This window comes from Kitasatospora sp. NPDC001603, from assembly GCF_040298365.1.
In the GTDB taxonomy this organism is placed as follows: domain Bacteria; phylum Actinomycetota; class Actinomycetes; order Streptomycetales; family Streptomycetaceae; genus Kitasatospora.
The window spans coordinates 1-26770 of record NZ_JBEPAA010000096.1 but is presented as its reverse complement, the minus strand read 5'-3'; the positions used below and the strand labels follow the sequence as shown (position 1 = coordinate 26770).

The following is a 26770-nucleotide window of genomic DNA, read 5'->3' as shown; positions in this document are numbered from 1 at the left end:
GTACTCCCCCCGCTCTGTGCGGCGGGGGGGGGTGGTGTCCCGCCCCCCGCCCGGGCGGCGCCTCGGGGGGCGCTGCGCGGGCCGGGTGGGGGGGGGCGGGGGCCCCGGGCCCGCCCCCCGCACCCCCTAGCCCGGCCGCTCGCCCCCGGTGAGGCCCCTCGCCCCCGGAGCCCGGCCCGGCCGCGCCATGAGCCGGCCGGGCCGGGCCGTCAGCGTGCCGGGAGCTCCCGGCGCATGCAGAGCCGGGGCCAGCGGTCCAGGCCGTGCTCGGCCTCCCGGCGGCGGATCTCCCGCAGGCCGGGGGTGATCTCGCCGACGGCGAGCGGCCGGAAGCCGCAGCGCGCGTAGTAGGGCGCGTTCCACGGCACGTCGGCGAAGGTGGTGAGGGTCAGCGCGGGCGCGTCGGTGCCCGCCGCGAGGTGCTCGATCAGCGCCCGCCCGATCCCCCGCCGGGCGTGGCCGGGGTGGACCGAGACCTGTTCGATGTGCAGGGCGCCGTCCACCGGCTCGGCCAGCAGGTACGCGACGGGTGTTCCCCCGGCGCCGGGCGCGACCAGCGCGACGCCCTCGTCCAGGTAGCGGGCGAGTTCCTCCGGGGTGGGCGGCTCGTCCTCGGCGATCTCCGGCATCCCGATGGCGGCGAACGGCGCCCCGGCGGCCCGTTCCAGTGCGCACAGCAGCGGCAGGTCTTCTCGCGTGGCGGCTCGGATCAGCATCCGTCCAGTCTGCTGCAAGGGCCTTGCCGCAACCCAGCGTATTTTCCGACGGTCGGGTAACGGGGCAAACGGGACATAAGGAAGCTTGAGGATCTTCGCCTGTCAACTACCGTGCGGCTACGTCCAGGACACGTGGGCGTAACGATCGGCGATTCTTGCAGAAACTTGCTGCAAGGACTTTCGGTGACGATTGCGCCGCTGTTAACTTCCTTCCCGAGCCCGACCGCGGCAACGGTGCGGTCGGGACGAGGCAGCCATTATGCGCCTGTCTCACACATCTCGGGCACCCCCACCCCTCCCAAGGAGTTCTCATGCGGCGTGGCATCGCGGCCTCTGCCCTCGTTGTGGCCCTCGCGGTCTCGATGGCTGCCTGTGGCAGCAGCGGCTCCAGCTCGGACGGCAAGGCCGACGGGCCGGTCACCCTCACGTACTGGGACACGTCCAACGCGACCAACGAGGCGCCGAACTACCAGGAACTCGCCAAGAAGTTCGAGGCTGCCAACCCGAACGTCAAGGTCGACTTCGTCAACGTGCCGTTCGACCAGGCGCAGAACAAGCTCCAGACCGCCATGGGGGCCAAGGGCGCGCCGGACGTCTTCCGCGCCGAGGTCGGCTGGACCGCCGCCTTCGCGAAGGCCGGCTACCTGGAGCCGCTCGACGGCACCCCGGCCGCCGTCGACTCCGCCGCCTTCCAGCCCACCCTGGTCCAGCAGGCCAAGTACGAGGGCAAGATCTACGGCATCCCGCTGGTCACCGACACCTTGGGCCTGCTCTACAACAAGGAGCTCTTCACCAAGGCCGGCATCACCGCCGCGCCGAAGACCTGGGACGAGCTGAAGACCGCCGCCGCCACCGTCAAGGAGAAGGCCGGTGTGGACGGCTTCTGGCTGAAGGCGGCCGACGGCTACTACGCGATGCCGTTCCTGTTCGGCGAGGGCACCGACACCGTAGACGCCGCCGGCAAGAAGATCACCGTCACCTCGCCCGAGGCCGTCAAGGGCATCGAGACCTACAAGTCGATGTTCACCTCGCCGGGCACCGCCAAGGCCGACGTCACCAGCGACGCCTACGCGCACATGATGGACGCCTTCAACAGCGGCAAGGTCGCGGCGATCATCCAGGGCCCCTGGGAGATCACCAACATCTACAAGGGCTCCGCGTTCGCCGACAAGACCAACCTCGGCATCGCCCCCGTCCCGGCCGGCTCCAGCGGCAAGTCCGGCGCCCCCACCGGCGGCCACAACATCTCGGTCTACGCGGGCGCCGACAAGGCCCACAAGGCCGCCGCGGAGAAGTTCGCCGCCTTCATGACCTCGGCCGAGAGCCAGGCCTTCATCGCGCACAAGAACTCCACCCTGCCGACCCGCGCCGACGCCTTCACCCCCGAGGTCAAGGCCGACCCCGGCATCGCCGGCTTCCAGGCCGTGCTGGACAGTGCCCGGCCGCGCCCCGAACTGCCGGAGTACAGCTCGCTGTTCGCCTCGCTCGGCACCAACCTCGGCAAGGTGGTCCAGGGCACCGGCACCCAGGACGGCCTGAACACCGTCGCCACCGACTACGCCAAGCTCCTCCCGGGCTTCGCCAAGTAGTCACCCGGCCGTCCGGCCCGCCGCCACCTCCCGGCGGGCCGGACGGCCAGACCCTTAGCAGCAGTCGCCGAAGCGAGGCGGCGGACCTCCTCCGAGAAGGTGTCGAACAATGTCAGTCGCCGTGCAGGGCGCCACCGGCCAGGGCAGCCGGGAGCGCGATCCGCGTCCGGGCCTGATGGAGCGCCTCAAGCGCTCGTACGCCAAGCACTGGTACGCCTACGCGATGATCGCGCCGGTCGTGCTGGTGCTGGGCGGGCTGGTGCTCTACCCGCTCGCCGAGGGCATCTGGCTCACCCTCACCGACGCCAACAGCCTCAATGCCGCCCGCACGATCGGCGTCAACGAGATCCCGGCCAGCTACCACTTCGTCGGCTTCGACAACTACGCCGACATTCTCTGGGGCCCGGGCTCGTACGACCGCTTCTGGTCGCACTTCGTCTGGACCATCGCCTGGACGGCGCTCTGCGTCTGCCTGCACTACACCATCGGCCTCGGCCTCGCCCTGCTGCTCAACCAGAAGCTGCGCGGCCGTGCCGTCTACCGGATGCTGCTGATCCTGCCCTGGGCGGTGCCGACCTTCGTCACCGTCTTCTCCTGGCGCCTGATGCTCGCCGACGGCGGCGCCGTCAACGGCCTGCTCTCCGCCCTCCACCTGCCCGAGCCCGGCTGGCTGGACGACCCGGTGGCGCAGAAGGCGGCCGCGGTCCTGGTCAACACCTGGGTCGGCGTGCCGTTCATGATGATCTCGCTGCTCGGCGGCCTGCAGTCGATCCCGGCCGAGCTGTACGAGGCCGCCGAGATGGACGGCGCCACCGCCTGGCAGCGGTTCCGCCACGTCACCCTGCCCGGGCTGCGCACCGTCTCCTCGACCGTGGTGCTGCTCGGAGTGATCTGGACGTTCAACCAGTTCGCCGTCATCTTCCTGCTGTTCGGCGGCAACGGCGCGCCTGACGCCCAGCTGCTGGTCACCTGGGCCTACCGGCTCGGCTTCGGCCAGCAGCCCCGGGACTACGCGCAGTCCGCCGCGTACGGCGTGATCCTGCTGTCCATCCTCATCGTCTTCACCTCCTTCTACCGACGCTGGCTCGCCCGCAACGAGCAGGCCAACGGCTGACGCCGACCGGTAACCAAGCGACCCACGAAGGCAGGTAACCCCGATGAGCACCACCACCGAACGACCCACCGTCCTCGTCGCCCCGGCGGCGGCGGCCGCCAAGCCGGTCAGGACCCGTCGCCGCGGCGAGTCCGGCCCGCTCGGCAAGGCGCTGGCCCACGGCGCCCTGATCCTGGCCAGCCTGATCGCGCTGTTCCCGGTGGTCTGGATCCTCTACGTCTCGCTCGGCCCGGACAAGACCGACTACCTCCACCCCGGCGAGATCATCGACAAGATGACCCTGTCGAACTACCACACGGTGCTGTTCGACACCGACTTCTTCACCTGGTTCGGCAACGCGTTCCTGGTCTCCGGGGTGACCACGGTGTTCGGCGTGCTGATCGCCGCCACCACCGGCTACGCCGTCTCCCGGATGCGCTTCCCCGGGCACAAGCCGCTGATGTGGTCGCTGCTGGTCACCCAGATGTTCCCGATCGCGGTACTGATCGTGCCGATGTACACGATCCTGTCCGAACTCGGCCTGCTGGACAGCTACCTCGGTCTGATCCTGGTCTACTCGACCACCACCGTGCCGTACTGCGCCTGGCTGCTGAAGGGCTACTTCGACACCATCCCGGTGGAGATCGACGAGGCCGGCCGGGTCGACGGGCTCACCCCGATCGGCACCTTCTGGCGGCTGGTCCTGCCGCTCGCCCGGCCGGGTCTCGCGGTGGCCGCGTTCTACTCCTTCCTGACCGCCTGGGCCGAGGTGGCCTTCGCCTCCACCTTCATGCTCAGCTCCGACAAGTACACCCTGGCCGTCGGCCTGCAGACCTTCGTCAGCGAACACGACGCCCAGTGGAACCTGATGGCGGCGACCGCGGTCCTGATCGCGATCCCGTCCTCGGTCCTCTTCTACCTGGTGCAGCGTCACCTGGTCACCGGCCTGACCGCCGGCGCCTCCAAGTCCTGACCTGCCGCTCTCTAGTCCCAAGGGATACCGTCCATGACCCAGAACCTGGCCGACACCTCCCGGCCCGCCGCCGACGCCACCGCTCACGAGGCAAGCACCGGCGCGTCCAGAGGCTGGTGGCGGGATGCGGTCATCTACCAGGTGTACCCGCGCAGTTTCGCCGACTCCAACGGTGACGGCATGGGCGACCTGCCGGGCATCCGCAGCCGTCTGCCCTACCTGCGCGACCTCGGCGTGGACGCCGTCTGGCTCTCGCCGTTCTACGCCTCCCCGCAGGCCGACGCCGGCTACGACGTGGCCGACTACCGCGCGGTGGACCCGATGTTCGGCACCCTGCTGGACGCCGACGCGCTGATCCGCGACGCGCACGGGCTGGGCCTGCGGATCATCGTGGACCTCGTCCCCAACCACTCCTCCGACCGGCACGAGTGGTTCCAGCGCGCCCTGCGCGAGGGCCCGTCCTCCCCGCTGCGCGAGCGCTACCACTTCCGCCCCGGCAAGGGCGAGAACGGCGAGCTGCCGCCCAACGACTGGGAGTCCATCTTCGGCGGCCCGGCCTGGACCCGCACCGAGAACCCCGACGGCACCCCCGGTGACTGGTACCTGCACCTGTTCGCGCCCGAGCAGCCCGACTTCAACTGGGAGAACGGGGCCGTCGCCGACGAGTTCCGCTCGATCCTGCGGTTCTGGCTGGACATGGGCGTCGACGGCTTCCGGATCGACGTCGCCCACGGCCTGGTCAAGGCCCCCGGCCTGCCCGACATCGGCGGCGGCGACCAGCTGAGGCTGCTCGGCAACGACGTCATGCCGTTCTTCGACCAGGACGGCGTGCACGAGATCTACCGCAGCTGGCGGAAGATCCTCGACGAGTACCCGGGGCAGCGGATCGGCGTCGCCGAGGCGTGGACCCCGACCGTCGAGCGCACCGCCAACTACGTGCGCCCCGACGAGCTGCACCAGGCCTTCAACTTCCAGTACCTGGGCACCTCCTGGGACGCCGCCGAGCTGCGCTCGGTGATCGACCTGTCGCTCGACTCGATGCGCCCGGTCGACGCCCCCGCCACCTGGGTGCTCTCGAACCACGACGTCACCCGGCACAGCACCCGGTTCGCCAACCCGCCGGGCCTGGGCACCCAGATCCGCACCCCCGGCGACCGCGCGCTCGGCCTGCGCCGGGCCCGCGCCGCCACCCTGCTGATGCTCGCGCTGCCCGGCTCGGCGTACGTCTACCAGGGCGAGGAGCTCGGCCTGCCGGACGTCACCGACCTGCCCGACGAGGTCCGCCAGGACCCGTCCTTCTTCCGCAAGGCCGGCCAGGACGGCTACCGCGACGGCTGCCGGGTGCCGATCCCGTGGTCCGGCACCGAGGCCCCGTACGGCTTCGGCCCGACCCCCGGCGGCCCCAGCTGGCTGCCGCAGCCGGCCGAGTGGGCCGGGCTCAGCGTCGAGGCGCAGACCGGTGACCCGACGTCGACCCTGGAGCTCTACCGCAGCGCGCTGGCCATCCGCCGGGAGCAGTCCGGGCTGGGCGCCGGCACCGGGGTCGAGTGGCTGGCGAGCCCCGAGGGCACCCTGGTCTTCCGCCGCGGCTCCTTCGTCTGCACGGTGAACACCACCGCCGAGCCGGTGCGGATACCCGTGCCGGGCCGGCTGCTGCTGTCCTCCGCGGACGCCGCGCCGGAGGCCGCCGGCGCCGGCGGCGAAGCGGTTCTCGGACCGGACAGCACCGACTGGTGGGCGGTCTGACGTGGTTGCAATAGGCTCTGGGACCGTGACTACGGCGCGACTATCAGACATCGCGGCGCAGGCGGGGGTCAGCGAAGCCACCGTCTCCCGCGTACTCAACGGCAAGGCGAACGTTTCCGCCGCCACCCGGCAGACCGTGCTGGCGGCGCTGGACGTGCTCGGCTACGAGCGGCCGACCAGGCTGCGCCAGCGCAGTGCGGGACTGATCGGGCTGATCACCCCGGAACTGAGCAACCCGATCTTCCCCGCGCTGGCCCAGGTGATCGAGCAGGTGCTGAGCCGGCACGGGTACACCCCGGTGCTCTGCACCCAGACGCCCGGCGGCTCCACCGAGGACGAACTGGTGGAGATGCTGGTCGACCGGGGCGTGGCGGGCATCGTGTTCGTCTCCGGCCTGCACGCGGACACCACCGCCGACCACGACCGGTACGCCCGGCTGACCGGCCGGCAGGTGCCGTTCGTCCTGATCAACGGCTTCAGCGAGAAGATCGACGCGCCGTTCATCTCGCCGGACGACCGGGCCGCGATGTGGATGGCCGTCCAGCACCTGGCCGAGCTCGGCCACGAGCGGATCGGCCTCGCGGTCGGGCAGAAGCGGTACGTCCCGGTGCTGCGGAAGATCGAGGGCTTCACGGCGGCCCTGCGGGAGGTCCTCGGCCGGACCGAGGAGCAGGCCCGGGAGCTCGTCCACCACACGCTGTTCAGCGTGGAGGGCGGGCACGCGGCGGCCGGCGCACTGCTCGACAAGGGCTGTACGGCGATCGTCTGCGGCAGCGACATGATGGCGCTCGGCGCGATCCGCGCGGTGCGCCAGCGGGGGCTGTCCGTGCCGCAGGACGTCTCGGTGGTCGGGTTCGACGACTCGCCGCTGATAGCTTTCACCGAGCCGCCGCTGACCACCATCCGCCAGCCGGTCGAGGCGATGGCCACCGCCGCCGTCGACGCCCTGCTGGAGGAGGTCGGCGCGAACGCCGCCCAGCGCGGTGAGTTCATGTTCCAGCCGGAGCTGGTGATGCGCGGTTCCACGGGCGCCTGCGCCCGCTGAGACGACGACCGGGGCCCCGGAGGACGATCCAGTCCTCCGGGGCCCCGTCCTGTCCGCCCTCAGCCCTCCTGCGCGGTCGGGCGCTGCTGCCCGGTCCGCTGCCCGTCGGCGGCCTCGCCGGTCCGGCTCTCGGTGCGCCGCCCCCGGGCGAGGTAGTCGCGCAGGATCAGCTCCACCGCGTCCTGCGGGTTCCTGGTGCCGGAGAGCATCATCGCGTCGATCGCGAGATTGGCGTCGAGCGTGACGGTGACCTGGGCCATGTGACTCCTCCTCGGGTGCGGAGCAGCAGCATGCCCGCCCGGGCCGAGGTTTGGCCATGCCCGGGCCCGCGCCGTCCCGCGCGCGGGCGTGCCGGAGCCCCCGGGGAGGAGCGACCAGACTCTCCCCGGGGGCTGCGGCGGACGGCGCGGACCGCGTGCGGACCGCGCGCGGGATCAGACCCGGCCGGCGAAGTCCGGGGCCCAGTTGGCGATGGTCTGGGTCCGCACGCCCACGCTCGGGTTGGCGGCCTCGACGTACTTGCCGTCGCCGATGTAGAGCGCGACGTGGTAGACGCCCGAGTCCTGGCCGTTGTTGGACCAGAACAGCAGGTCGCCGGCCTTGAGGGCGTCCAGCGAGACGTGGGTGCTGGCGGCGGCCTGGTCGGCGGCGACCCGCGGGACGGAGACGCCCGCGGCGCGCAGCGCGGCCTGGGTCAGGCCGGAGCAGTCCCAACCGCCGTTGCCGGTACCGCCGTAGACGTAGGCCTGGCCGACCTTCGACTGGGCGAAGGAGACCGCGGCGGCCATGCTGCCGGTGGCGGCCTGGGCCGGCGCCTCGGCCGACGCCTGGGCGGCGGGCTTGGCGGCCGGAGCCTGGGTCTGCGCGGCCGGCTTGGTGGCGGTCGCGGTGGAGCCGTCGGCCTTGCCGGTGGCGCCCGAGGAGCGGTTGAACCAGTCGAAGCCCTGGCCGGACTCGTCCGAGGCCCGGGTCTTCGCGCGGTCGCCCAGGCTCAGGTGCTGGCCCGGGTAGATGACGTGCGGGCCGTCGCCGAGGGTGCCGCGGTTGAGCTCGTAGAGCCGCTCCCAGCCGCCCTGGACGTTGTTCTTGTCGGCGATCGAGGAGAGCCAGTCGCCCGCGACCACGGTGTAGTCGGAGGAGGCCTGCGTGTCCTGGCGGTACTGCTGCCAGTTCCGGCCCTGCGACTGCTGGGCGGAGTCGGCGGCGGCCGGGGTCTCGGCGGCCTTCGGGGCGGCCTTGGGCGCGGCCGGCTTGGCGGCGGGGGCGGGGGTCTGCGCCGGGGCCGGGGCGGCCTTCGGGGCGGCCGGCTTGGCGGCGGTCGCGGTGTCGACGGCGGCCGGGGTGCCGCCCTTGGTCAGACCGGCCTGGACGGAGCAGACGGGCCAGGCGCCGGGGCCCTGGACGGCGAGCACCTTCTCGGCGACCGCGATCTGCTGGTCCTTGGTGGCGAGGTCGGCACGCGCGGCGTAGCTGGTGCCGCCGAACGCCGCCCAGGTGGAGTTGGTGAACTGGAGGCCGCCGTAGAAGCCGTTGCCGGTGTTGATGCTCCAGTTGCCGGTGCTCTCGCACTGGGCGACCTTGTCCCAGGTGGCGACCGAGGCGGCCGAGGCGGAGCCGGCGGTGAGGCAGGGGATGGTGAGGCCGATACCGACGACGCCGAGGGTGGCGATCGCTCGGCGGGTGCGGCCGGACAGGCGGGTGCCGTTGGTGGGCAGCATGGTGACGCGGTCCTCTCCCACGCCTGCGAGGTGAGCTGTCGGATTCGGGCTGGAGTTGCCCGGCCGCGCTGTGGACGCGGCTTCACCCCTAGCCCCGAACCGGTACGAACCGGTCCCGGGCGACTTACCTGTGGTTCCCCCGCTCCTGCCGTGGTGCGTTCTGCGCTGCCAGCGCACCCGACGGCAGGACTCGGCGTTGCGGGTGGGCTGGGTCCGTGTGGCCACGAACGGGGAGCACGTTAAGCAGACTTAAGTTCAAACCGCAAACATGTGTGACGGCCATCACAGTTTATGAAGAGCGTGCTAAATGGCTGTCCACCATGATCAGAAATGACCGATTTCGAGCAACGCCCGTCGGAGTAACGGCAACTGCCTATGCTTCAGGGCATCAGGACCGACGCGGCCGTCTGGGGGGAGGGCTTCGCAGCGATGGTCATGGACGAGGGTCCGGAGGCCGGTGCGCCGGCCGAGCGGCCGCGTGGAACGCACCGCCGGGCAAAACACCGCAGAGCGGACATCCCGCCGGCCGAGCCCCGAACTCCCCTGCCCCGGCGGACGATGCTGCGCTGGCTCGCCGTCGGCACGGTCTTCGCGGCGGTCGGCGGCGAGGAGGCACTGCGGCGCTCCCTGGACGGCCGCTCCTCGCCCGTCGCCGCCGCGGAGGGCTCCGCCACGGGGCCGGGAGCGGACCCGGCCGCGGGGCACGGGCACGGCGCCGCGTCGCCCCCCGGGACGCCCGGGGGTGCCACCGAGGGCGCCCCCGCCGGGGGCACGGCCGCGCCCGGGCAGCCCACCGCCGGAGCCGCCCCCGCACCCACCCCCGACCAGGGCGGCCGCCCCTGGTCGGACCCGGCCGGCTGGGGCGGCCGGGTCCCCGGACCGCAGAGTGCCGTCCGGATCACCGACCGGGTGCTGCTCGACGCCGACGCCGCGATCGGCTCGCTGCTGGTCGAGCCGGGCGGTGCGCTCACCTTCGCCGCCGACCGCAGCCTCACCCTCGCCGCCGCGGGCAACGTCGAGATCCGCGGCACCCTCGCGCTCGCCCCCGAGGGCGCCGCCGTGCACACCGTGCGCTTCCCCGCCGTCGACGAGCGGCGCTTCCGGGGGGACGGCATGAAGGTGGTCGACACCGACGTCGGCCTCTGGGTCACCGGCGCCGGGTACCTGCGGCTGGACGGCGCGGCCAAGACCGCCTGGGTGCGCGCCGACCGGGCACTCGCGGCGGGCGACACCACCGTCAGCCTGGCCGCGCCGCCCACCGGTTGGCTGCCCGGCGACGAACTGGCCGTCACCCCGACCGGCCCGCCGGGCGAGGACGGCTTCTCCACCCGTTACGACCTCGCCGTCGTCCGGTCCGTCAGCGGATCCACCGTCACCCTGGAGGCGCCGCTGACGTACGCGCACCCCCGGGTGGCCGCCGGAGGGGGCGTCACGGTCGGCGCCGAGGTGCTCAACCTGACCCGCAGCGTGCGGATCGAGGGCACCGCCGAGGGCCGCGCCCACGTCCACCTCACCACCTCCCGCCGGGCCGACCTGCGGCACGCGGCGCTGCGCTGGGTCGGCCCGCGCACCGACACCGCGGAGTCCTGGAAGGGCCCGGACGGCAGCGCCCCGGTGACCGCCCCGGTGCTGGGCCGGTACGGGCTGCACTTCCACATGCTGGGCGACACCACCCGGGGCACCGTCGTCGAGGGCCTGGTGGTCCGCGACGCGGGGAGCCACGCCTTCGTCCCGCACGCCAGCCACGGCATCACCTTCCGCAGCTGCATCAGCCACGACACCTGGGAGGACGCCTACTGGTGGGACGGCCCGCCGGACACCCGCACCCCGCAGCAGCCCTCCGACGACATCGTCTACGAGTCCTGCGTCGCCTCCCGCACGCGGCTGGAGCCCAACCCGCGGGCCTACCGGCTGACCGGCTTCAACCTCGGCGCCGGCACCGGCGGCAAGGCGCTGGACTGCGTGGCCGTCGGCGTCCAGGGGGCCGACGGTGCCTCCGGCTTCGAGTGGCCGGAGAACAGCGAGGGGGTCTGGACGTTCCAGCGCTGCCTGGCCCACAACAACCTGCGGGACGGCATCTTCGTCTGGCTGAACGCCCAGCAGCACCACGTGGTCACCGAGTTCGCGGCCTACCACAACGGCGGGTGGGGCATCGAGCACGGCGCCTACCTCAACGACTTCGACTACACCGCGAGCGTGCTGTACGGCAACGGCGGCGGGGGAGTGGCGCTGCACTCGCTCGGCCGGGACAAGGGGACCCTCTTCGACGGCCTGCTGATCGACGCCGCCGGGCAGAGCGACTACGGCGTCTCCACCGCGCGCCACGAACTCGCCGGGGAGGCGGTCACCTTCAGCCGCAGCCGGTTCACCGGCCACCGCCGGGCCGGGATCGCCTTCCGGGCCACCCCGGACGGCAGGCCGGACGACATCCTCGTCCTGGACTGCGAGTTCGACGGCAACGAGCTCTGGGTGGACCCGGAGTCCGCGCCGCCGAAGAACATCCTGCTGCGCCGGGCGGGGCAGACCGAGGTGCTGCAGGTGCGCAAGGCGGACGGTGGCGGCGGGTGGTCGCCGTGGAACGCCACCGGCGTGCCGGTGGCCGCCTTCGCCGCGCAGTCCCGGCCGGTGCAGCTGCCGGCGCTGCGGCTCAAGGACGCGGCGGCGGCCACCGGCCGGGTGGGCGGGCGGACCTGAGGCCCGCCGGGGCCCGCACCGACGCGCCGCGGACCGGTACGGCGCGGGCCCGTACGGAGAGGGCCGGTGCGGCGGGGACACGGACGGCGGGGGGTACGGCGAGGGCCCGGAGCGGGTGCGCTCCGGGCCCTTCGGCGTTCGTGGTCCGCTACTCGGCGGCGGCCTCCCCGGCCTCCTGGGCAGCGGCCTCCTCGGCGGCGGCCTGCGCGGCGAACGCCTCGGGGGCGACGGCCGGCAGTACGGCGAGGTAGGTGGCGGCGATCAGCTGGCCCACCGTCGGGTAGGCGCCGAGCGGCGCGGCGCTCGGGCAGCCGGTCTCCTCGGCGGCCGTGGCGAGCAGCTCGGAGTCGGCCTCCGGGCCGATCACCAGCGGGGCCAGCGCGGGGCGCTGGGAGCCGGTCTCCTTGAGGTGCGCGACGGCGGCGGCCACCGAGCCGGGCACGTCGAGCGCGGCGGGCACGACCGGCACCGCGAGGCGGGCGGCCAGCAGCACACCGGTGATCCCGGCCGCCGCGGCGGCCTCCTCGCCGCCGACGGTGGTGAGGACGACGCCGTCCGCGGCCGTCGCGATGGCGAACAGCCGGGCGCGGTCGGCGCGGGCCAGCCCCGCCTCGGAGAGCCGGACGTGGACGGCCTCGGCGAGCAGCGGGTGCGGGCCGAGGACATCGGTGACGTGGGCGCCGTACTCGGCGGCCAGCGCGTGCAGTTCGGTCAGGAAACCGTGCGGGCCGGGGACCAGCGGCACCACGACCGGGGCGGGCAGGCCCGACTCGGCGGCGTGCGCCAGCAGTTCGGCGACGGAGAACTCGTCACGGCCGGGCTCGCTCCCGCCCGCGCCGCTGTCGAGGTAACCGGCCGCGGTCTGCACGCCGTTCTGCTCGCTGCGTACGATCGACAGCAGTTCCTCGACCACGGAACGGGACTCCGGCCCGGCGGTCGCGGGCACCGCGAGCACCAGGGCCGGGGATCCGGCCGGGATCTCGGGGCGCTCGGGGCGTCGGTGGCGCCCCCGCGCACGGGAGCCTGGGGTGCGGACGGGCAGTGGCGCGCCCGGGATGGCTGCGGTGCTCATGGCGGAGATCGTAGGACATCCCCCGGCCAACGCTGCAGTCGGCTGCCGTACCGGGAGGGGCGGGGTGCCCGAAATTCGGACATACCGTGATCAATCCCTATGTGGCTACCACTTCTGCCTGAGACGTGACAGGAGGTGCCGCGCGTTGCGGTGGTGGCGCGTGAGATGTCTCACAGCATACGGACGGTCTGACGGAGGGTCACGGCGGTGCGACTCCGGGCGCCCGAAGATCAACATTCAGCGGGTGGCCGCCTACGGGCGGTTATCGGAGTCTTCCCGATTGCCCCGGATATGTCCGCTTACGTTCCCTCAGGTGTCGAGGCGGTGAAGAGTTCCGATTTGTCGACGAAGGGCCCGTGCACCTGCAACGTCCCGTGCTGATGCACGTGCACTGGAGCTATCATCACGTCAAGTGAGGCGTTGTGCCGGGCCGGTACGGGGCCGGCCCAGTCGTTCGGCTGCGAGCCGGGGCGCCGAGCTGGACGACTACTCCGGAGCTCTTCGGGAGATTTCTATGCACGACAGGTACGACACGTACAACGGGATGGCGGCTGCGGACCTCAAGGACGTGGTCTGGCAGAAGAGCCTCCACAGCAACTCCCAGGGCAACTGCGTCGAGTTCGCCGCGCTCCCGGGGGGCGACGTGGCGATGCGCAACTCGCGCTTTCCCGATGGTCCGGCACTGATCTACACCCGGGCCGAGATCGCGGCGCTGCTGCTGGGCGCCAAGGACGGGGAGTTCGACCACCTGGCGGTCTGACCGTTTCGTCTTCTTCGCCATCGGGGGGCCGTCGTGGGTGCTGACACCACGACGGCCTTTGTCTTCTCCGCCCGGCCGCCCCGTGGTGGGCGTCGTGAGCGGGTGCCGCCGGTGCGGCCGTCGCTCCGGGAGGCTGTCGCCGGGCGATCGCGCGACCGGCTGTCGCCGACCGGTCGCCGTCGGGTCGGGGCTCGCGGGCGGGCCGCCGCGGACCGGGCGCCGCACGTCTGCGGCCAGGAGCGTGCGCGGCCGCGGATCGGGAGCGGTGCCGTTCTCCCGGTGCCGCACCCCGGGAGTGGTGCCGTCCTCCCGCCGGCCGCGGCGCACGGCTAGGCCGAGCGGCGGTGCCGCCCGCCGAGCTCCGCCAGCGCGCCGGCCTCGGGCTCGAACAGTGCCCAGACCACCTTGCCGCCGCCCAGCGGGTGCCAGCCCCAGGACCGGCTGAACGAGTCCACCAGGTGCAGCCCGCGACCCGATTCGGCGACGAAGTCCGCCTCCCGGGCCACCGGCCCGGTGCTGCTGGGGTCGCTGACCGCGCAGACCACCTGCGGTGCGCGGTGCACCAGGCTTATTCGGATCGGTAGTCGCCCCTCGGGAGCGGGCTGGGTGGGAAAGTCGTAGTCGTCGAGCGCGCCGCCGGTCGCACCGGGGCACGCGCCGATGGCGTGCCGCAGGGCGTTGGTCACCAGTTCCGAGGCCACCAGCGCGACGTCGTCGAACAGTTCGCTCAGTCCCCAGCGCTGAAGAGCGGTCCTGGCGAAGTCGCGCGCGGTTCTGACGGCTTCGTAGCGAGGGGCGAGCGTACAGGTGACCACATGGGGATCGACTGCCAAGGCCGTACCGGTGCTCATGAAGAGCTCCTCCCATAAGGGGGCGGACACGGCTGGACCCGCCGGGGTCATGCCGGTCACCTCCGACTCGCTAGGCCGCGCGGCCGCCCCCTCGACCAGTCGCGCGCGCACACGAAGGCCCGGTGGCGCGAGGGCGCTGCCGGGCTGGTGCGCGGAGTCGCGCGTGGGGTCGACGCGGAGCCCGCGGGATTGCCAGGGATGTGCAGGTGCACGTGCACCATCGTCCTCTGCGCTCACTGCAGATGCAAGAGTCGATTCACGTGCAGTCGTTCAAATGGCATATGCAAGCGCCGAATGCACGTGCATCCTGGTGTGAGGAGTGCAGAACTGATAGGAACATCCGTCAGTATCGGCACCGTGAGCGCTCAACTGATGGCAGACTGTGCGCTGTTTGCCCTAGGTGGAGGTTTCGACCGCATGACCACAGTTCAGCCGGGCGGCGGCTCGATGGTCCGCCGGATCCTCCTCGGCTCCCAGCTGCGCCGCCTCCGTGAGGCGCGCGGCATCACCCGCGAGGACGCGGGCTATGCGATCCGCGCCTCCGAGTCGAAGATCAGCCGCATGGAGCTCGGCCGCGTCAGCTTCAAGGAGCGCGACGTCGCCGATCTGCTCAGCCTCTACGGCGTGGACGACGGCGGTGAGCGCGAGGCCCTGCTCGGCCTGGTCCGGGAGGCCAACAAGTCCGGCTGGTGGCACAGCTTCAACGACGTGCTGCCGGGCTGGTTCCAGACCTATGTCGGCCTGGAGGAGGCCGCCGCACTGATCCGCACCTACGAGGTCCAGTTCATCCCCGGCCTGCTGCAGTCCGAGGAGTACGCACGGGCGGTTTTCGGTCAGAGTCGCCCGGTGATCAGCGAGGACGAGGTCGAGCGGCGGGTGAGCCTGCGGCTGCGCCGCCAGAAGCTGCTCGCCGAGGGCAGCAGCCCCCGGCTCTGGGCGGTCATCGACGAGGCGGCCCTGCGCAGGCCGGTCGGCGGCCCCAAGGTGATGCGCGGTCAGGTGCAGTACCTGATCGACGTCGCCGAGCAGGCCAACGTGGTGATCCAGGTGATGCCGTTCCGCTTCGGCGCCCACGCCGGGGAGTCCGGGGCGTTCACGATCCTGCGCTTCCCCGAGCAGGACCTCGCCGACGTGGTCTACCTGGAGCAGCTCACCAGCGCGCTCTACCTCGACAAGCGCGACGACGTCGACGCGTACATCCAGGTCATGGAGCGGCTCTGCGTCGACAGCCTGACGCCGGAGCGCACCATCGACCTGCTGGCGTCGATCCTCAAGGAGCGCTGACCCGGCCCGGGCGACCGGGCACCGAACGGCCGCCGGCCGCCGCGTTCACCCGCGGGCCGGCGGCCGTTCGCGTTCCGGCGGCTGCGGCTGCGGGGGGAGGCCGAGCGGCCAGTCCAGGCCGTAGCGGCCGAACAGGTCGGCGCGGATCAGCGCCAGTGGCAGCTCGGCGCCCGGCAGCAGCACCCCGATGCAGCCGCCCATCAGCGCGCTGCGCAGCACCGCGTGCTCGGCGAGCGGGTCGGGCGCGCCCCAGTCGCGCAGCAGTCCCTGGAGGATCGCGCCGAGCTGTCGCTGCTCCGGGTCCTGGACGAAGGCGCCGGTGTCCGGGTCCAGGATGAGCGCGAGGTGCGAGCGCATCACCCGGGGGTGGTCCATCGCCAGCCCCAGCACGGTGTCGATCGCGCGGGCCAGCCGGGCCTCCGGCGAGGAGCCGGGCTCCATCGCGTCCAGGGCGGCCGACAGCGCCAGGTGCATCATCCGGTGGGTCGCCGACTGCATCAGCAGCCGTTTGCCGTCGAAGTAGTACGAGAGCAGGCCGCGGGCGAGGCCGGCCCGCTCGGCGATGTCGGTCAGCGTGGTGCCCGCGTAGCCGTGCTCGTCGACGAGTTCGACGGTGGCGCGCATGATGCGCCGGCGGGAGCGTTGACGCATTTCCTCATTGACCGAATCCCCGCGAGGTGCCATCGTGTCTGCTCCGTACGTTCGTTGGCTCCTGGCCAATATACTGGCGGCGCGAGCCGCCGATCCGTGGAACCCCGCACTTGGCGGGACTGCGGGGATCGGCTCGTACGGACGCGCCGGCTCCACCGACACGGGGGTTTGGTGGAGCCGGCGCGTACCTGAGGGCGAGGACGGGGCCGGGCAGGTGGGGTCAGCTCTTGGTCAGGACCTCGTCGCGCCGGTCGGCCAGGTCGACGGACGGATAATCATAGTCCGGGACGGACACCGGAGTTGACCGCTTGCGCCGGTCGAGCACGGCGCCCGCGGTGGCGATCAGGAAGCCCAGCGCGGCGATCCCGGTGATGAGGACCAGGGCGGGCCGGTAGCCGTCCAGCTGGGCCTGGGCACCGTCTCCGCCGCCACTGCCCGCGGTGATCATCGCGGTGGCGCCGGCGAGCACCACGGCCGTACCGACCTGGATCGCGGTGTTGACCAGCCCGGAGGCCAGGCCCTGCTCCTCGTCGCCCACGCCGTCGGTGGCGGCGATGTTCACCGAGGGGAAGGCCAGGGCGAAGCCGACGCCCAGCAGGATCATCGACGGCAGCACCAGGGTGAGGTACGAGCTGTGCTCGTCCAGCCGCAGGAACAGCGCGAAGGCGGCGGTGAGGGCGAGCAGGCCGATCGGCAGCAGCCGGCCGGTGCCGAAGCGGTCCACGATCGGGCCCATGAACGGGGCCGACAGCGCGATGAAGGCGCCGGCCGGGAGCAGTCCGAGCGCCATCTGCAGGGCCGACCAGCCGAGCAGGTGCTGGAGGTAGAGGGTGACCACGAACTGGAAGCCGCCGTAGGCGCCGGTCATGGTGAAGGCGATCACGTTGGCCCGGGCGACCGAGCCGTTGCGGAAGATGCCGAGCCGGACCAGCGGGTGGGCGGTGCGGCTCTCGGTGACCAGGAAGGCGGCGGCCAGGGCGGCGACCACGACGAGCGAGCCGAGGGTGCGCAGGCTCAGCCAGCCGGCGCCCTGCGCCTCGGTGACGGTGAAGACCAGGAGCAGCACGGTGAGCGTGCCGGTGATCGCGCCGAGCACGTCGTACCCGCCCTTGGCCCGCTCCTCGACCGGGCGGGGGAGCAGCCGGATCGCGAAGAGCAGGGCCAGCAGGGCGACCGGGACGGGCATCAGGAAGGTCCAGCGCCAGCCGACCGAGGTGAGCAGGCCGCTGAGCACCAGGCCGAGCGAGAAGCCGCTGGCGCCGCAGGTGGTGTAGATGGAGAGTGCCCGGTTGCGGGCCGGGCCCTCCGCGAACGTGGTGGTGATGATCGACAGGCCGGCGGGCGCGGTGAAGGCCGCGCTGACGCCCTTGAGGAAGCGGGCGGCGATCAGCAGGCCGCCGTCGTCGACCAGGCCGCCGAGCAGTGAGGCGCCCGCGAAGACACCGAGGGCGACCAGGAACACCCGGCGCCGGCCGAGCAGGTCGGCGGCGCGCCCGCCGAGCAGCAGCAGCCCGCCGTAGCCGAGGACGTAGCCGGAGACCACCCATTGCAGCGCGGAGGTGGAGAGGTGGAGTTCGGAGCCGATGGACGGGAGGGCGACGCCGACCATGGAGACGTCGAGGGCGTCCAGGAACATCGCGGCACAGAGCACGATCAGGGTGCCCCAGAGGCGGGGGGTCCAGCGCAGCCCGGAGGCTGACGGGTCGTCGGTTGCGGGGACGGTCGCGGTGGTCATGGGGAGGACACTACATGCACGTGCATTCATTGCAAGTGAATTTAATGCGGCTACATAAGTTTCATGTGCACGTGGTACTGTGGCCGGGTGGCTGAACTCGACTCTCCGGCGGAGGCAGGTCTGGTCGCCGAATGGCGAGACCTGCTGGCCCGCCATGCCGCGACGTCCTGTGCGCTCGATCGCGAGCTGGGTGAGAAGTACGACCTGGGCGTGAGCGAGTTCGAGGTGCTGGAGCGCCTGGTCGAGGAGCGCGACAGCGCGGTCGGCCACCAGCTGCGGGTCCAGGAGCTGGCCGACACCGTCCATCTGAGCCAGAGCGCGCTCTCGCGGCTGATCGGCCGGCTGGAGAAGGCCGGGCTGGTGACGCGTGCGATGTGCCCCAACGACCGGCGCGGCATCCAGGTGGCGCTCACCGAGGCCGGCTGCCGGCGCTACGCTGAGGCCCGGCCGCTGCACCGCGAGGTGCTCGCGCGCACGCTCGGCTCCCCGGTCTCCCCCGACCCGGTCTCTCCCGGCACCCCTTGCGGGGAGTCGGCGTCGGCCTGACGCTCCGTCACCGGTCTGCCGAGGGCGGGCCCGCAGTCCCGCGCCGGAATCAGAACAGGGTCGAGAGCCCCGGTGCGGCGGCCAGCAGGACGGCGGCGGCCGGCGCGGCGAGCGCGGCCAGGGTGAGCCGCAGCCGGTGGGTGACGGGCAGCCGGGGCCGCCCGGCGAGCAGCCGGTCCACCCGCTTCGGGGACTGCGCCAGCCCCGGCGGGCAGGAGCCGAACACCCCGCGGTCCAGGTTGAGTTCGGCCAGCGCCACGGCGGTGGTGTGCCGCCCGTGCCGGCGGGCCGCCCGGTCGTCCGCGGCCAGCTCCACGAGTTCGCCCACCTGGTCCCGGAAGGCGCTGAACACGCCGACCCCGGGGAACCCCGAGGCGAGGGCCTGCGAGCACTGCGACAGCCAGTGGTGCCGGGCCCGGACGTGTCCGCGCTCATGGCTCAGCACTGCGGCCAACTCCCGGTCCGTCAGCTGCTGGAGGGCTCCGGTGGTGACCACCAGCCGGGAGTTGTGACCGGGCAGCGACCAGGCCTCCGGGCGGACGTTCTCCAGCACCACCAGCCGCTCCCGGCGGTGCTTCAGGGTGTCGATCGACCCCGGCAACTCGGGAGCCCGGCTCGCCAGTTGGGCGTGCCGCCGATTGCGCAGGGCCTTCGCCGAGCGGACTTCGCGGGTCAGGGCCAGCACGGTCTGCACGCCGCCCGCCGCCAGGACCGCGGCACAGAGCCGCCCCCAGCCCTCGGCGTCCTGGAGCGCGTACGCGGCCTCCACGCCGTGCGGCGCCCCGGTGAAGAGCAGCACCCGCAGCTCCGGCAGGGCGGCCGAGGCGGCCAGGACCAGGCTCAGGGCGCAGCACAGCAGGACGGCGACCACCAGGCACTGCCAGACCAGCAGGGCCAGCACGGGTTCGCGCTCGGCCCAGCGGGCCCGGGCCAGCAGCCGGGGCGCCACGGTCGAGAGCAGCAGTCCGAGCAGCAGCAGGCCGAGCAGGGCCGTCATGGCATGGGCTCCCCGAGTACGCACGGAACGCGACAGCGCGCTCCTTGCCAACCTAAGCGCTGTCGGCGTCCGGAGGAACGGCTTTCGGCCACCCAGTGACCAACGCCACGCCCGGGGCCGCGCGGGCCGCTCTCACATCGTCAGGAGCATGGCGAACATGCCCAGGCCCATCGCCAGTCGGCAGGCCCGAGGCAGCCCGGCGGTGCGCAGGCTCCCGGACACCTGGCCGCCCGGTGCGGCCAGCAGGTGGCTGCCGGCCCAGAGCGAGTAGCCGCCGAAGTAGAGCAGCAGCGCGCCGGTCAGCAGCGGGGCCCCGGCGCTCGCGCCGTGGTGATGGCCGTGGGCCGGCGCGGCCGCCATCGCGAGCGCCATGTACGTCATCGCCAGTCCGCCGACCGCGTGGTGCAGCCGGTGGCCGCGCCCGGTCCGGTCGCGGGCGGCGGCCAGCAGGAAGAGCACCGCGGGGAAGCCGAACAGCCAGACCCAGAGCACGGCGGGGACGGCGGCCCCGGCGAGGGCCATGGCCGCCATCCCGAGCCCCATCAGGGCCTCGGCGGCGTCCGACTCGTGGGCGTGGCCGCGGCCCGCCCCGGCGTCCGCCGCGCACGGGGTGCGGCCCAGGCGGCTGAGGCAGTAGGCGCCGGACGTGGCGGTGAGGGCGGCCAGCAGCCAGCTGACCAGCACTGGACCGTGCAACGGCGGCCTCCCGGAGAACGCGGACGGACGTGCTGTCCACGATCACCGGTCGAAGCCGCGCGCAGCAGGGCGCGAACGGGGGCGCATGGGAGTGACGGGCGTAGTGATTCTTCGGGAGGCACCCCCGAGGCCCGGGTGGCACTGGCCCGTTCGAGTGATACCTGTTCGTTCGGTCGAGGACCTGCCGGCCGAGCGCCGGGGCCTACGGCGCCAGTCGCCCGGAGGCGACCACCCGGCTCAGGAACCGCCTGGTCCGGTCGTGCTGCGGATCGCCGAACACCTGCTCCGGCGGGCCCTGTTCGAGCACCACCCCGGACTCCAGGAAGCAGACCTGGTCCGCCACCTCACGGGCGAAACCCATCTCGTGGGTGGAGACGACCATCGTCATGCCCCGTTCCTTGAGGTCCCGCACCACCGCGAGCACCTCGCCGACCAGCACCGGGTCGAGCGCGGCGGTGATCTCGTCGAGCAGCAGCAGCCGGGGCCCGGTGGCCAGCGCGCGGACGATGGCGACCCGCTGCTGCTGCCCGCCGGAGAGCCGGTCCGGGTACTCCCGGGCCTTGGCCGCGAGGCCCAGCCGGTCCAGCAGCTCCAGCGCCTCGGCCTCGGCCTCCGCCCGGCCACGCCGGTGCACCCGGCGCGGCGCCAGCGTGACGTTTTCCAGCACCGTCATGTGCGGGAACAGGTTGTACGCCTGGAACACCACACCGATCCGGCGCCGGACGGCGTCCTCGTCGGTGCGCGGGTCGGTGATCTCCGCGCCGTCCAGGAAGATCGCGCCGTCGTCGATCCGCTCCAGCAGGTTGGCGCACCGCATCAGGGTGGACTTGCCGGAGCCGGACGCGCCGATCAGCGCCGTCACGGTGTGCTCGGGCACGGTGAGGTCCACGTCGCGCAGGACCAGCTGGGAGCCGAAGCTCTTGCGCACCGACTCCAGCCGCAGGACCGGGTTGGTCGTCACACGGCACCTCCCTGGTGCTGACGGCGGTTCATCCGGCGGGACAGCCAGTCGGTGAACCGGGTGAGCGGCACGGTCAGCACGATGAAGACCAGCCCGGCCACCACGTACGGGGTGTAGTTGAACGACCGGCTGGCGATGATCTTCGCCGCGTACACCGCGTCGATCGCCCCGCCGATCGACACCAGGCCGGTGTCCTTCTGCAGGCTGACCAGGTTGTTCAGCAGCGGCGGCACCACCCGGCGGACCGCCTGCGGCAGCACCACGTGGCGCATCGCCTGCGCGTTGCTCAGCCCGAGCGAACGGGCGGCCGCCCGCTGGTCGGGGTGCACCGAGTCGATGCCGGCCCGGAAGACCTCGGAGACGTACGCGGAGTACGTCAGCACCAGCGCGGCGCCGCCGAGCAGCATCGGATCCGTGGTCACCCCGGTCAGCCGCAGCGCCGGCACGCCGGTGATCATGACCAGCAGACAGATGATCATCGGCAGGCCGAGGAAGAAGTCCACGTACGCCGTGGCCAGCAGCCGTACCGGCAGGAAGACCGGTCCGCGCAGCGTCCGCAGCACCGCCAGCAGCAGGCCGAGGACCAGGATCAGCACCCCGCAGCCGAGCATCAGCTCCAGGTTGATCCGCAGGCCCCTGAGCACCTCCGGCAGCGCCCGGCGGGCGTAGTCGGCGTCGAAGAAGGCCTTCCGGGTGGCCGCCCAGCCGGGGGAGTTGACCACCAGCAGGGAGAGCGCCACGGCGGTCACCAGGGTCGACGCCCCGGCGATCAGCGCGGCCCGGCGGCTGCGGCCGCGCCGGTACGCCTCGTGCGCCAGCCGCCGCGCGGACGGGCGGTAGCCGTCGTCCGGCGCCGGCCCGGGCGGGTCCGTCCGCCGGCGCCGGCGCAGCCCGGCGCCGCTCCCGCCGCCGGCCTTGCGGGGACCGGCCCCGGCCTCGGCGCTCATCGGGGCCCCGCTCACTTCAGGACGGGTGCGGAGACGGCGTCGGAGAGCCACTGCTTCTCCAGCTTCGCCAGCACGCCCTCGGCCCGCAGGGCGTCCACCGCCCGCGTGACGCACCCGGTGAGCCGGGAGCCCTTGTCCAGCACCAGCCCGAACTGCTCGCCCCGCGCCGCCCCTTCGAACTGCCCGACCACCTGGGCGTCCGTCACCTCGGCACCGGTGATGTAGAACGCCGTCGGCAGGTCCACCACCAGGGCCTCGATCTGGCCGTTCCGCAGTGCGGCCTTCGCCAGGTCGTTGGAGTCGAACACGGCCGGCTGCACGGTCGGCCGGATGGTGTCGGTGACGACCTCCAGACTGGTGGTGCCCACCTGCGCGCCCAGCTTGGCGCCCTTCAGGTCGGCGACGCTCTTCGCGCCGGCCGCCTTGGAGGTCTTCAGCGCGATCACCGCCTGCCGCACGTCGTAGTAGCCGGAGGAGAAGTCGACGGCCTGCTTGCGCTCGTCACTGATCGACACCTGGTTGATGTCGAAGTCGAAGTCCTTGGCGCCCGGGGTGGTGGCCTTGCCGAACGGCGCCGCCACCCAGGTCACCTTCTCCTTCGGGTAGCCGAGCTTCTCGGCCACGGCGTACGCCACCGCCGACTCGAAGCCCTTGCCGTTCTCCGGCTTGTCGTCCGTGAACCAGGGGTCGTAGGCGGGCTGGTCGGTGCCGATCGTCAGCGTTCCCGCGGTGCGGGTGCCCAGCGCACCCGGCGCGCAGCCGTCGGCCGTCCCCGGGGCACTCGCGGCGGCGCCCGTGCCGGACGCGTCGGACGCGGAGTCCTGCGGCGCGCACGCGGTCAGCGCGGCGGCGGCGACCAGCAGGGCGGCGAACGGCTTGCGGAGGGAGGTCATGGCGGGGCTCCTGGAAAGAGGGACCGGAAAGAGCGGGGAGCGAGCGGCGCGGGGGCGCGGGCCGGGCCGGCACCCCGGCGGGTCACTTCCCCCCGGTGGCGGTGCCGGAACACAGGCGGCATGGTCGGCGTACGGGGCCGCGTCCGCGGCGCCCCCGAGCCGGATCAGCGGCAGCGGCAGAGACCGCGCGCACAACAGCTGGAAGACACCCGGAGCAGGTCGATGTGGCGTCGCGCCACCAGGATCACCGCCGGGAGCATGGCGGGAGGTTCGCATCCCCACGGCGCGGCTGTCCAGAACATCCAGATGACCGTCCACATGCCGGACAAGCGGTTTCGGAACCCAGAACCGGGAGAATCGACGGCAGGGCCCCCCTTGAACAGGAGAACCTGTCGTACTTATGGTGGTCCTGTTGAAATACCTCCTGTCGAAGTGAGTCCACGATGCAGAATCTTTCGCCAAGGCTCGCTGTGGCGGCCGACGCCCCGGTCTCGACCCACGCCGGCCACCCGGCCTGGCTCCGTCTGAAGGACGCGGTCGAGGCCCTGCGCCCGCTGCAGTCCAAGGACGGCTCGATCGACCTGTCCGCCGTGCAGCGGCACACGGTCGACCCGCTGGTCGCCACGGTCCGCAGTGCGATCGCGGAACTCGCCCCGCTCTTCCCGCACGACGCCGCCTACCTCGCCGCCGTCGACGCGGACCTGGCCAAGTGGGCCGACACCGGCTACCGGGAGCCCGACTTCCTGGACTCGCTGCTCGCCTTCCAGCCCGCCGACCAGCGCGAGGACGGCCTGGAGCACCTGGTCGTCTTCGCGATGTACACCCAGAACGGCAACCCGAACCGCAACCTGGAAGCCGTCCTGCTGCGCGTGGTCTGGCCGGACTGGCTGGCCGAGCTGGAGCGCACCCGCTTCGACAACCCGATGTTCGTGCCGATCACCTTCACCGACTTCACGGCCGGCTACGACACCAACTCCGCGGTCCTGTTCCCCGAGACCGTGGCCGTGCGCAAGGCGCCGGAGCGCTTCACCTGGGGCGGCATCTTCTGCGACCGCGAGGCCGCCCGCTTCCGCGCCGTCACCACCAGCGCCGTCCGGCAGCTCGGCCTGGAGATCCCGGCCGACGCCGAGGGCCTGCTGGAGGACCAGGAGCGCGCCCAGCAGACCTTCGTGCTGTGGGACCTCGTCCACGACCGCACCCACAGCCACGGCGACCTGCCGTTCGACCCCTTCATGATCAAGCAGCGCAGCCCGTTCTGGATGTACGGCCTGGAGGAGCTCCGCTGCGACCTCACCGCCTTCAAGGAGGCCGTGAAGCTGCAGGCCGAGGGCTACGCCCAGGGCCGCGACGTCCAGTACGCCATCCTCTTCGACCGGATGTTCCGCTTCCCGGTCAGCGGTGACCGCGTGCGCAACTACGACGGCATGGGCGGCCAGCTGCTCTTCGCCTACCTGCACAAGCACGACGCGCTGCGCTGGCGCGACAACCGCCTGAGCATCGACTGGGACCGCGTCGCCGACGTGACCAACGCGCTCTGCGGCGAGATCGAGACCCTGTACCGCGACGGCATCGACCGCCCGAAGACGGCCCACTGGATCGCCGCCTACCAGCTGGTCTCCCGCTACCTCACCCCGCACCCCGCCTCCACCTGGGCGAAGGGCCCCGACGCGCTGCCGCTGGACACCGCCGACGGCAAGGCGCTCAACAAGGCCCTGTGCGACGCCGTCCACCCGGACGAGTTCCCGTTGAGCATGTTCTACGAGGCCCTCGCCAAGAAGCTCGGCGGCGTCATCGCCGCCACCACCGGCATCACCGGCGCCGGCATCCAGGAGGTCGCCGCGTGAGCACCCACCTCGAAGGCAAGGTCATCGCCGTCGCCGGAGCCAGCGGCCCGGCCGGCCAGGCCGTGCTGCGCCGGCTCGCCGCCGACGGCGCCACCGTGATCGGCGCCGACATCGACCCGCAGCGGCTGGAGAAGGCCCTCGACACCGTGCGCGGGGCGGTCCCCGGCGCCCGGGTCAGCGGCCAGGTCATCGACCTGCTCGACCCGCAGGAGGTCCACGACTGGGCCGACCACCTGGAGGCCGAGCACGGCCACGTCGACGGCCTGCTGCACCTGGTCGGCGGCTGGCGCGGCAGCAAGAAGTTCTTCGACACCCGGATCGACGACTGGGACTTCCTGCACGACACCGTGGTGCGCACGCTCCAGCACACCTCGCTCGCCTTCCAGCCCGCGCTGCTCCGCAGCGAGTCCGGCCGGTACGCGATGATCTCCGCCGCCGCCGCCCACAAGCCGACCGCCGGCGGCGCCGCCTACGCGGCGGCCAAGGCCGCCACCGAGGCGTGGACGCTCGCCATGGCGGACTCCTTCAAGAAGGAGACCACCGCCGAGGACGGCGAGCCCACCGCCGCGGCTGCGATCCTGGTGATCAAGGCGTTGGTCAGCCCCGAGATGCGGGCGGAGAAGCCGGACGCGAAGTTCGCCGGCTTCACCGACACGGCCGACCTCGCCACCGCCCTGGCGGGCCTCTGGGACCGCCCCGCAGCAGAACTGAACGGACAGCACCTGTGGCTGACAGCCCGATGACCGAACCGACCCCCACCGACGCGGTGCGGCGGCACGACCCCGCCGTCCGCGGCTTCGCCAGCGACAACTACGCCGGCGTGCACCCGGAGGTCCTCGCCGCGATAGCGCTCGCCAACGGTGGCCACCAGGTCGCCTACGGCGAGGACGACTACACGGCCCACCTGCAGGACGTCTTCCGCCGCCACTTCGGCGAGCACGCCGAGGCGTACCCCGTCTTCAACGGCACCGGCGCCAACGTCGTCGCCCTGCAGGCGCTGCTCCCGCGCTGGGGCGCGGTCGTCGCGGCCGAGAGCGCCCACATCAACGTGGACGAGGGCGGCGCGCCGGAGAAGATGGGCGGCATCAAGCTGCTCACCGTCCCCACCCCGGACGGCAAGCTCACCCCCGAGCTCATCGACCAGCAGGCCTGGGGCTTCGGCGACGAGCACCGCGCGCAGCCGCTCGCGGTCTCGATCACCCAGAGCACCGAGCTCGGCACCCTCTACACGGTGGAGGAGATCCGGGCCATCGTCGACCACGCCCACCAGCTCGGCATGCTGGTGCACGTGGACGGCTCGCGGCTGGCGAACGCCGCCGCCTCGCTCGGCGTGCCGCTGCGCGCCTTCACCACCGACGTCGGCGTGGACGTGCTGTCGTACGGCGGGACGAAGAACGGGCTGCTGTTCGGCGAGGTCGTGGTGGTCCTGAACCCCGAGCGGGTCCGGAACATCAAGTACCTGCGCAAGACCTCGATGCAGCTGGCGTCGAAGATGCGCTTCGTGTCGGTCCAGTTCGAGGCCCTGCTCGCGGGCGACCTCTATCTCCGCAACGCCGGCCACGCCAACGCCATGGCCAGCCGGCTGGAGGCGGCCGTCCGCGGGATCGAGGGCGTGACCGTCGTCCGCCCGGTCGAGGCCAATGCGGTGTTCGCGATTCTCCCGCGCGAGGTCAGCGAGCGACTGCAGAAGCGTTACCGCTTCTACTTCTGGAACGAGCACACCGGCGAGGTCCGCTGGATGTGTTCGTACGACACCACCGAGGCGGACATCGACGCCTTCGCGGCCGCCATCGCCGAGGAGATGGGCCGCGCCTGACGGTGCCGGTGACCGCGGATCGTCCCGTCCTGCGACAGCAGGGCGGGACGATTTGCATGTGGCGGGCCGGTCCCCGTACAGTTCCGGAGTCGCACCGAGAGGGGCGGCGGAATGCGAATCCGATGAATGAAACTCCGGAAAAC

25 protein-coding genes and 1 riboswitch are annotated in these 26770 nt (G+C 72.5%); of the genes, 12 read left to right on the top strand and 13 right to left on the bottom strand.

Translation table 11 applies throughout. The features are described 5' to 3' along the window. Nucleotides 1-209: 209 nt before the first annotated feature. Nucleotides 210-716 (bottom strand): GNAT family N-acetyltransferase, encoded by a 507-nt coding sequence (locus ABT263_RS34685; protein WP_352296847.1) that lies wholly within the window; start codon nucleotides 714-716, stop codon nucleotides 210-212. A 311-nt stretch (nucleotides 717-1027) separates the two neighbouring features. Between ABT263_RS34685 and ABT263_RS34680 the strand changes: the two genes are divergently transcribed. From ABT263_RS34680 to ABT263_RS34660, 5 genes are all read left to right on the top strand, one after another. After that, on the top strand, nucleotides 1028-2305 hold the full coding sequence (locus ABT263_RS34680) for an extracellular solute-binding protein (protein WP_352296844.1): 1278 nt from the start codon (nucleotides 1028-1030) through the stop codon (nucleotides 2303-2305). Between the two features lie 109 nt (nucleotides 2306-2414). Beyond that, complete coding sequence (locus ABT263_RS34675; protein ID WP_352296842.1) at nucleotides 2415-3419, top strand: carbohydrate ABC transporter permease; 1005 nt, start codon at nucleotides 2415-2417, stop codon at nucleotides 3417-3419. 43 nt (nucleotides 3420-3462) lie between these two features. After that, a complete protein-coding gene (locus tag ABT263_RS34670; protein WP_352296840.1) occupies nucleotides 3463-4371 on the top strand; it encodes a sugar ABC transporter permease in 909 nt (302 codons plus the stop codon). A 33-nt stretch (nucleotides 4372-4404) separates the two neighbouring features. Then, nucleotides 4405-6117 carry a glycoside hydrolase family 13 protein gene (locus tag ABT263_RS34665; protein WP_352296837.1) on the top strand — a complete coding sequence of 571 codons (1713 nt, stop codon included), beginning with the start codon at nucleotides 4405-4407 and terminating at the stop codon, nucleotides 6115-6117. Nucleotides 6118-6142: 25 nt separating this feature from the next. Beyond that, the gene (locus tag ABT263_RS34660) at nucleotides 6143-7162 is read left to right on the top strand and encodes a LacI family DNA-binding transcriptional regulator (RefSeq protein ID WP_329490759.1); all 1020 of its coding nucleotides are present in this window, start codon (nucleotides 6143-6145) and stop codon (nucleotides 7160-7162) included. Between the two features lie 59 nt (nucleotides 7163-7221). Here the strand turns inward: ABT263_RS34660 and ABT263_RS34655 are convergent, their stop codons facing one another. Together ABT263_RS34655 and ABT263_RS34650 are read right to left on the bottom strand one after the other, a co-directional pair. Next, nucleotides 7222-7422: a hypothetical protein gene (locus ABT263_RS34655; protein WP_329490760.1), complete on the bottom strand. Its 201-nt coding sequence runs from the start codon at nucleotides 7420-7422 to the stop codon at nucleotides 7222-7224. Nucleotides 7423-7596: 174 nt separating this feature from the next. Beyond that, nucleotides 7597-8901: a transglycosylase family protein gene (locus tag ABT263_RS34650; protein ID WP_352296834.1), complete on the bottom strand. Its 1305-nt coding sequence runs from the start codon at nucleotides 8899-8901 to the stop codon at nucleotides 7597-7599. Continuing rightward, a riboswitch (cyclic di-AMP (ydaO/yuaA leader) is annotated at nucleotides 8888-9012 on the bottom strand. It overlaps the preceding gene by 14 nt. Nucleotides 9013-9438: 426 nt before the next feature. Here ABT263_RS34650 and ABT263_RS34645 point away from each other — a divergent pair. Next, entirely contained in the window at nucleotides 9439-11574 is a 2136-nt protein-coding gene (locus ABT263_RS34645) for a hypothetical protein (protein ID WP_352296831.1), read from the top strand. 148 nt (nucleotides 11575-11722) lie between these two features. On the opposite strand, the gene ABT263_RS34640 is transcribed toward ABT263_RS34645, so the two are convergent. Continuing rightward, a complete protein-coding gene (locus ABT263_RS34640) occupies nucleotides 11723-12646 on the bottom strand; it encodes a sirohydrochlorin chelatase family protein (RefSeq protein WP_352296828.1) in 924 nt (307 codons plus the stop codon). 514 nt (nucleotides 12647-13160) lie between these two features. On the opposite strand from ABT263_RS34640, the gene ABT263_RS34635 reads away from it, so the two are divergent. Then, on the top strand, nucleotides 13161-13406 hold the full coding sequence (locus ABT263_RS34635) for a DUF397 domain-containing protein (RefSeq protein WP_329490764.1): 246 nt from the start codon (nucleotides 13161-13163) through the stop codon (nucleotides 13404-13406). 329 nt (nucleotides 13407-13735) lie between these two features. On the opposite strand, the gene ABT263_RS34630 is transcribed toward ABT263_RS34635, so the two are convergent. Then, the gene (locus ABT263_RS34630) at nucleotides 13736-14257 is read right to left on the bottom strand and encodes an ATP-binding protein (RefSeq protein ID WP_352296825.1); all 522 of its coding nucleotides are present in this window, start codon (nucleotides 14255-14257) and stop codon (nucleotides 13736-13738) included. Nucleotides 14258-14674: 417 nt separating this feature from the next. Between ABT263_RS34630 and ABT263_RS34625 the strand changes: the two genes are divergently transcribed. Then, nucleotides 14675-15541, top strand: coding sequence for a Sco1979 family transcriptional regulator (locus ABT263_RS34625; protein ID WP_329490766.1), 867 nt, complete (start codon nucleotides 14675-14677; stop codon nucleotides 15539-15541). Nucleotides 15542-15586: 45 nt separating this feature from the next. Here ABT263_RS34625 and ABT263_RS34620 read toward each other — a convergent pair whose 3' ends face one another. Continuing rightward, nucleotides 15587-16192, bottom strand: a complete 606-nt coding sequence (locus tag ABT263_RS34620) for a TetR/AcrR family transcriptional regulator (protein WP_329490767.1) — start codon at nucleotides 16190-16192, stop codon at nucleotides 15587-15589. 220 nt (nucleotides 16193-16412) lie between these two features. Then, the gene (locus ABT263_RS34615; RefSeq protein WP_329490768.1) at nucleotides 16413-17927 is read right to left on the bottom strand and encodes an MFS transporter; all 1515 of its coding nucleotides are present in this window, start codon (nucleotides 17925-17927) and stop codon (nucleotides 16413-16415) included. 87 nt (nucleotides 17928-18014) lie between these two features. Between ABT263_RS34615 and ABT263_RS34610 the strand changes: the two genes are divergently transcribed. Continuing rightward, nucleotides 18015-18473, top strand: coding sequence for a MarR family winged helix-turn-helix transcriptional regulator (locus tag ABT263_RS34610; RefSeq protein ID WP_352296822.1), 459 nt, complete (start codon nucleotides 18015-18017; stop codon nucleotides 18471-18473). Between the two features lie 49 nt (nucleotides 18474-18522). On the opposite strand, the gene ABT263_RS34605 is transcribed toward ABT263_RS34610, so the two are convergent. From ABT263_RS34605 to ABT263_RS34580, 6 genes are all read right to left on the bottom strand, one after another. Next, nucleotides 18523-19470 carry a M56 family metallopeptidase gene (locus ABT263_RS34605; protein ID WP_329490770.1) on the bottom strand — a complete coding sequence of 316 codons (948 nt, stop codon included), beginning with the start codon at nucleotides 19468-19470 and terminating at the stop codon, nucleotides 18523-18525. A 132-nt stretch (nucleotides 19471-19602) separates the two neighbouring features. Further along, the gene (locus ABT263_RS34600) at nucleotides 19603-20166 is read right to left on the bottom strand and encodes a DUF5134 domain-containing protein (protein WP_329490771.1); all 564 of its coding nucleotides are present in this window, start codon (nucleotides 20164-20166) and stop codon (nucleotides 19603-19605) included. A 202-nt stretch (nucleotides 20167-20368) separates the two neighbouring features. After that, nucleotides 20369-21127, bottom strand: a complete 759-nt coding sequence (locus ABT263_RS34595) for an amino acid ABC transporter ATP-binding protein (RefSeq protein ID WP_329490772.1) — start codon at nucleotides 21125-21127, stop codon at nucleotides 20369-20371. Beyond that, nucleotides 21124-22074 (bottom strand): amino acid ABC transporter permease, encoded by a 951-nt coding sequence (locus ABT263_RS34590; RefSeq protein WP_352296819.1) that lies wholly within the window; start codon nucleotides 22072-22074, stop codon nucleotides 21124-21126. The genes ABT263_RS34595 and ABT263_RS34590 overlap by 4 nt, the downstream gene beginning before the upstream one ends. An 11-nt stretch (nucleotides 22075-22085) precedes the next feature. Continuing rightward, nucleotides 22086-22967: an ABC transporter substrate-binding protein gene (locus ABT263_RS34585; RefSeq protein ID WP_352296816.1), complete on the bottom strand. Its 882-nt coding sequence runs from the start codon at nucleotides 22965-22967 to the stop codon at nucleotides 22086-22088. Nucleotides 22968-23131: 164 nt separating this feature from the next. Beyond that, complete coding sequence (locus ABT263_RS34580; RefSeq protein ID WP_352296849.1) at nucleotides 23132-23227, bottom strand: putative leader peptide; 96 nt, start codon at nucleotides 23225-23227, stop codon at nucleotides 23132-23134. Between the two features lie 183 nt (nucleotides 23228-23410). Here ABT263_RS34580 and ABT263_RS34575 point away from each other — a divergent pair, with 183 nt between their 5' ends. The 3 genes from ABT263_RS34575 to ABT263_RS34565 are packed head-to-tail and all read left to right on the top strand — an operon-like array spanning nucleotide 23411 to nucleotide 26627. Continuing rightward, nucleotides 23411-24811: a DUF6421 family protein gene (locus ABT263_RS34575; protein WP_329490777.1), complete on the top strand. Its 1401-nt coding sequence runs from the start codon at nucleotides 23411-23413 to the stop codon at nucleotides 24809-24811. Continuing rightward, the gene (locus tag ABT263_RS34570; RefSeq protein ID WP_329490779.1) at nucleotides 24808-25554 is read left to right on the top strand and encodes an SDR family NAD(P)-dependent oxidoreductase; all 747 of its coding nucleotides are present in this window, start codon (nucleotides 24808-24810) and stop codon (nucleotides 25552-25554) included. Before ABT263_RS34575 ends, ABT263_RS34570 begins: the two co-directional genes overlap by 4 nt. Beyond that, complete coding sequence (locus tag ABT263_RS34565) at nucleotides 25551-26627, top strand: threonine aldolase family protein (protein ID WP_352296813.1); 1077 nt, start codon at nucleotides 25551-25553, stop codon at nucleotides 26625-26627. Before ABT263_RS34570 ends, ABT263_RS34565 begins: the two co-directional genes overlap by 4 nt. Nucleotides 26628-26770 lie beyond the last annotated feature (143 nt).

Coding starts and splice junctions, on each gene's coding strand:
- ABT263_RS34685 (WP_352296847.1), bottom strand. CDS start 716: ATGCTGATCCGAGCCGCCACGCGAGAAGACCTGCCGCTGCTGTGCGCA.
- ABT263_RS34680 (WP_352296844.1), top strand. CDS start 1,028: ATGCGGCGTGGCATCGCGGCCTCTGCCCTCGTTGTGGCCCTCGCGGTC.
- ABT263_RS34675 (WP_352296842.1), top strand. CDS start 2,415: ATGTCAGTCGCCGTGCAGGGCGCCACCGGCCAGGGCAGCCGGGAGCGC.
- ABT263_RS34670 (WP_352296840.1), top strand. CDS start 3,463: ATGAGCACCACCACCGAACGACCCACCGTCCTCGTCGCCCCGGCGGCG.
- ABT263_RS34665 (WP_352296837.1), top strand. CDS start 4,405: ATGACCCAGAACCTGGCCGACACCTCCCGGCCCGCCGCCGACGCCACC.
- ABT263_RS34655 (WP_329490760.1), bottom strand. CDS start 7,422: ATGGCCCAGGTCACCGTCACGCTCGACGCCAATCTCGCGATCGACGCG.
- ABT263_RS34645 (WP_352296831.1), top strand. CDS start 9,439: ATGCTGCGCTGGCTCGCCGTCGGCACGGTCTTCGCGGCGGTCGGCGGC.
- ABT263_RS34640 (WP_352296828.1), bottom strand. CDS start 12,646: ATGAGCACCGCAGCCATCCCGGGCGCGCCACTGCCCGTCCGCACCCCA.
- ABT263_RS34635 (WP_329490764.1), top strand. CDS start 13,161: ATGCACGACAGGTACGACACGTACAACGGGATGGCGGCTGCGGACCTC.
- ABT263_RS34630 (WP_352296825.1), bottom strand. CDS start 14,257: ATGAGCACCGGTACGGCCTTGGCAGTCGATCCCCATGTGGTCACCTGT.
- ABT263_RS34625 (WP_329490766.1), top strand. CDS start 14,675: ATGACCACAGTTCAGCCGGGCGGCGGCTCGATGGTCCGCCGGATCCTC.
- ABT263_RS34620 (WP_329490767.1), bottom strand. CDS start 16,192: ATGCGTCAACGCTCCCGCCGGCGCATCATGCGCGCCACCGTCGAACTC.
- ABT263_RS34615 (WP_329490768.1), bottom strand. CDS start 17,927: ATGACCACCGCGACCGTCCCCGCAACCGACGACCCGTCAGCCTCCGGG.
- ABT263_RS34605 (WP_329490770.1), bottom strand. CDS start 19,470: ATGACGGCCCTGCTCGGCCTGCTGCTGCTCGGACTGCTGCTCTCGACC.
- ABT263_RS34590 (WP_352296819.1), bottom strand. CDS start 22,074: ATGAGCGCCGAGGCCGGGGCCGGTCCCCGCAAGGCCGGCGGCGGGAGC.
- ABT263_RS34585 (WP_352296816.1), bottom strand. CDS start 22,967: ATGACCTCCCTCCGCAAGCCGTTCGCCGCCCTGCTGGTCGCCGCCGCC.
- ABT263_RS34580 (WP_352296849.1), bottom strand. CDS start 23,227: ATGCTCCCGGCGGTGATCCTGGTGGCGCGACGCCACATCGACCTGCTC.
- ABT263_RS34575 (WP_329490777.1), top strand. CDS start 23,411: ATGCAGAATCTTTCGCCAAGGCTCGCTGTGGCGGCCGACGCCCCGGTC.
- ABT263_RS34565 (WP_352296813.1), top strand. CDS start 25,551: ATGACCGAACCGACCCCCACCGACGCGGTGCGGCGGCACGACCCCGCC.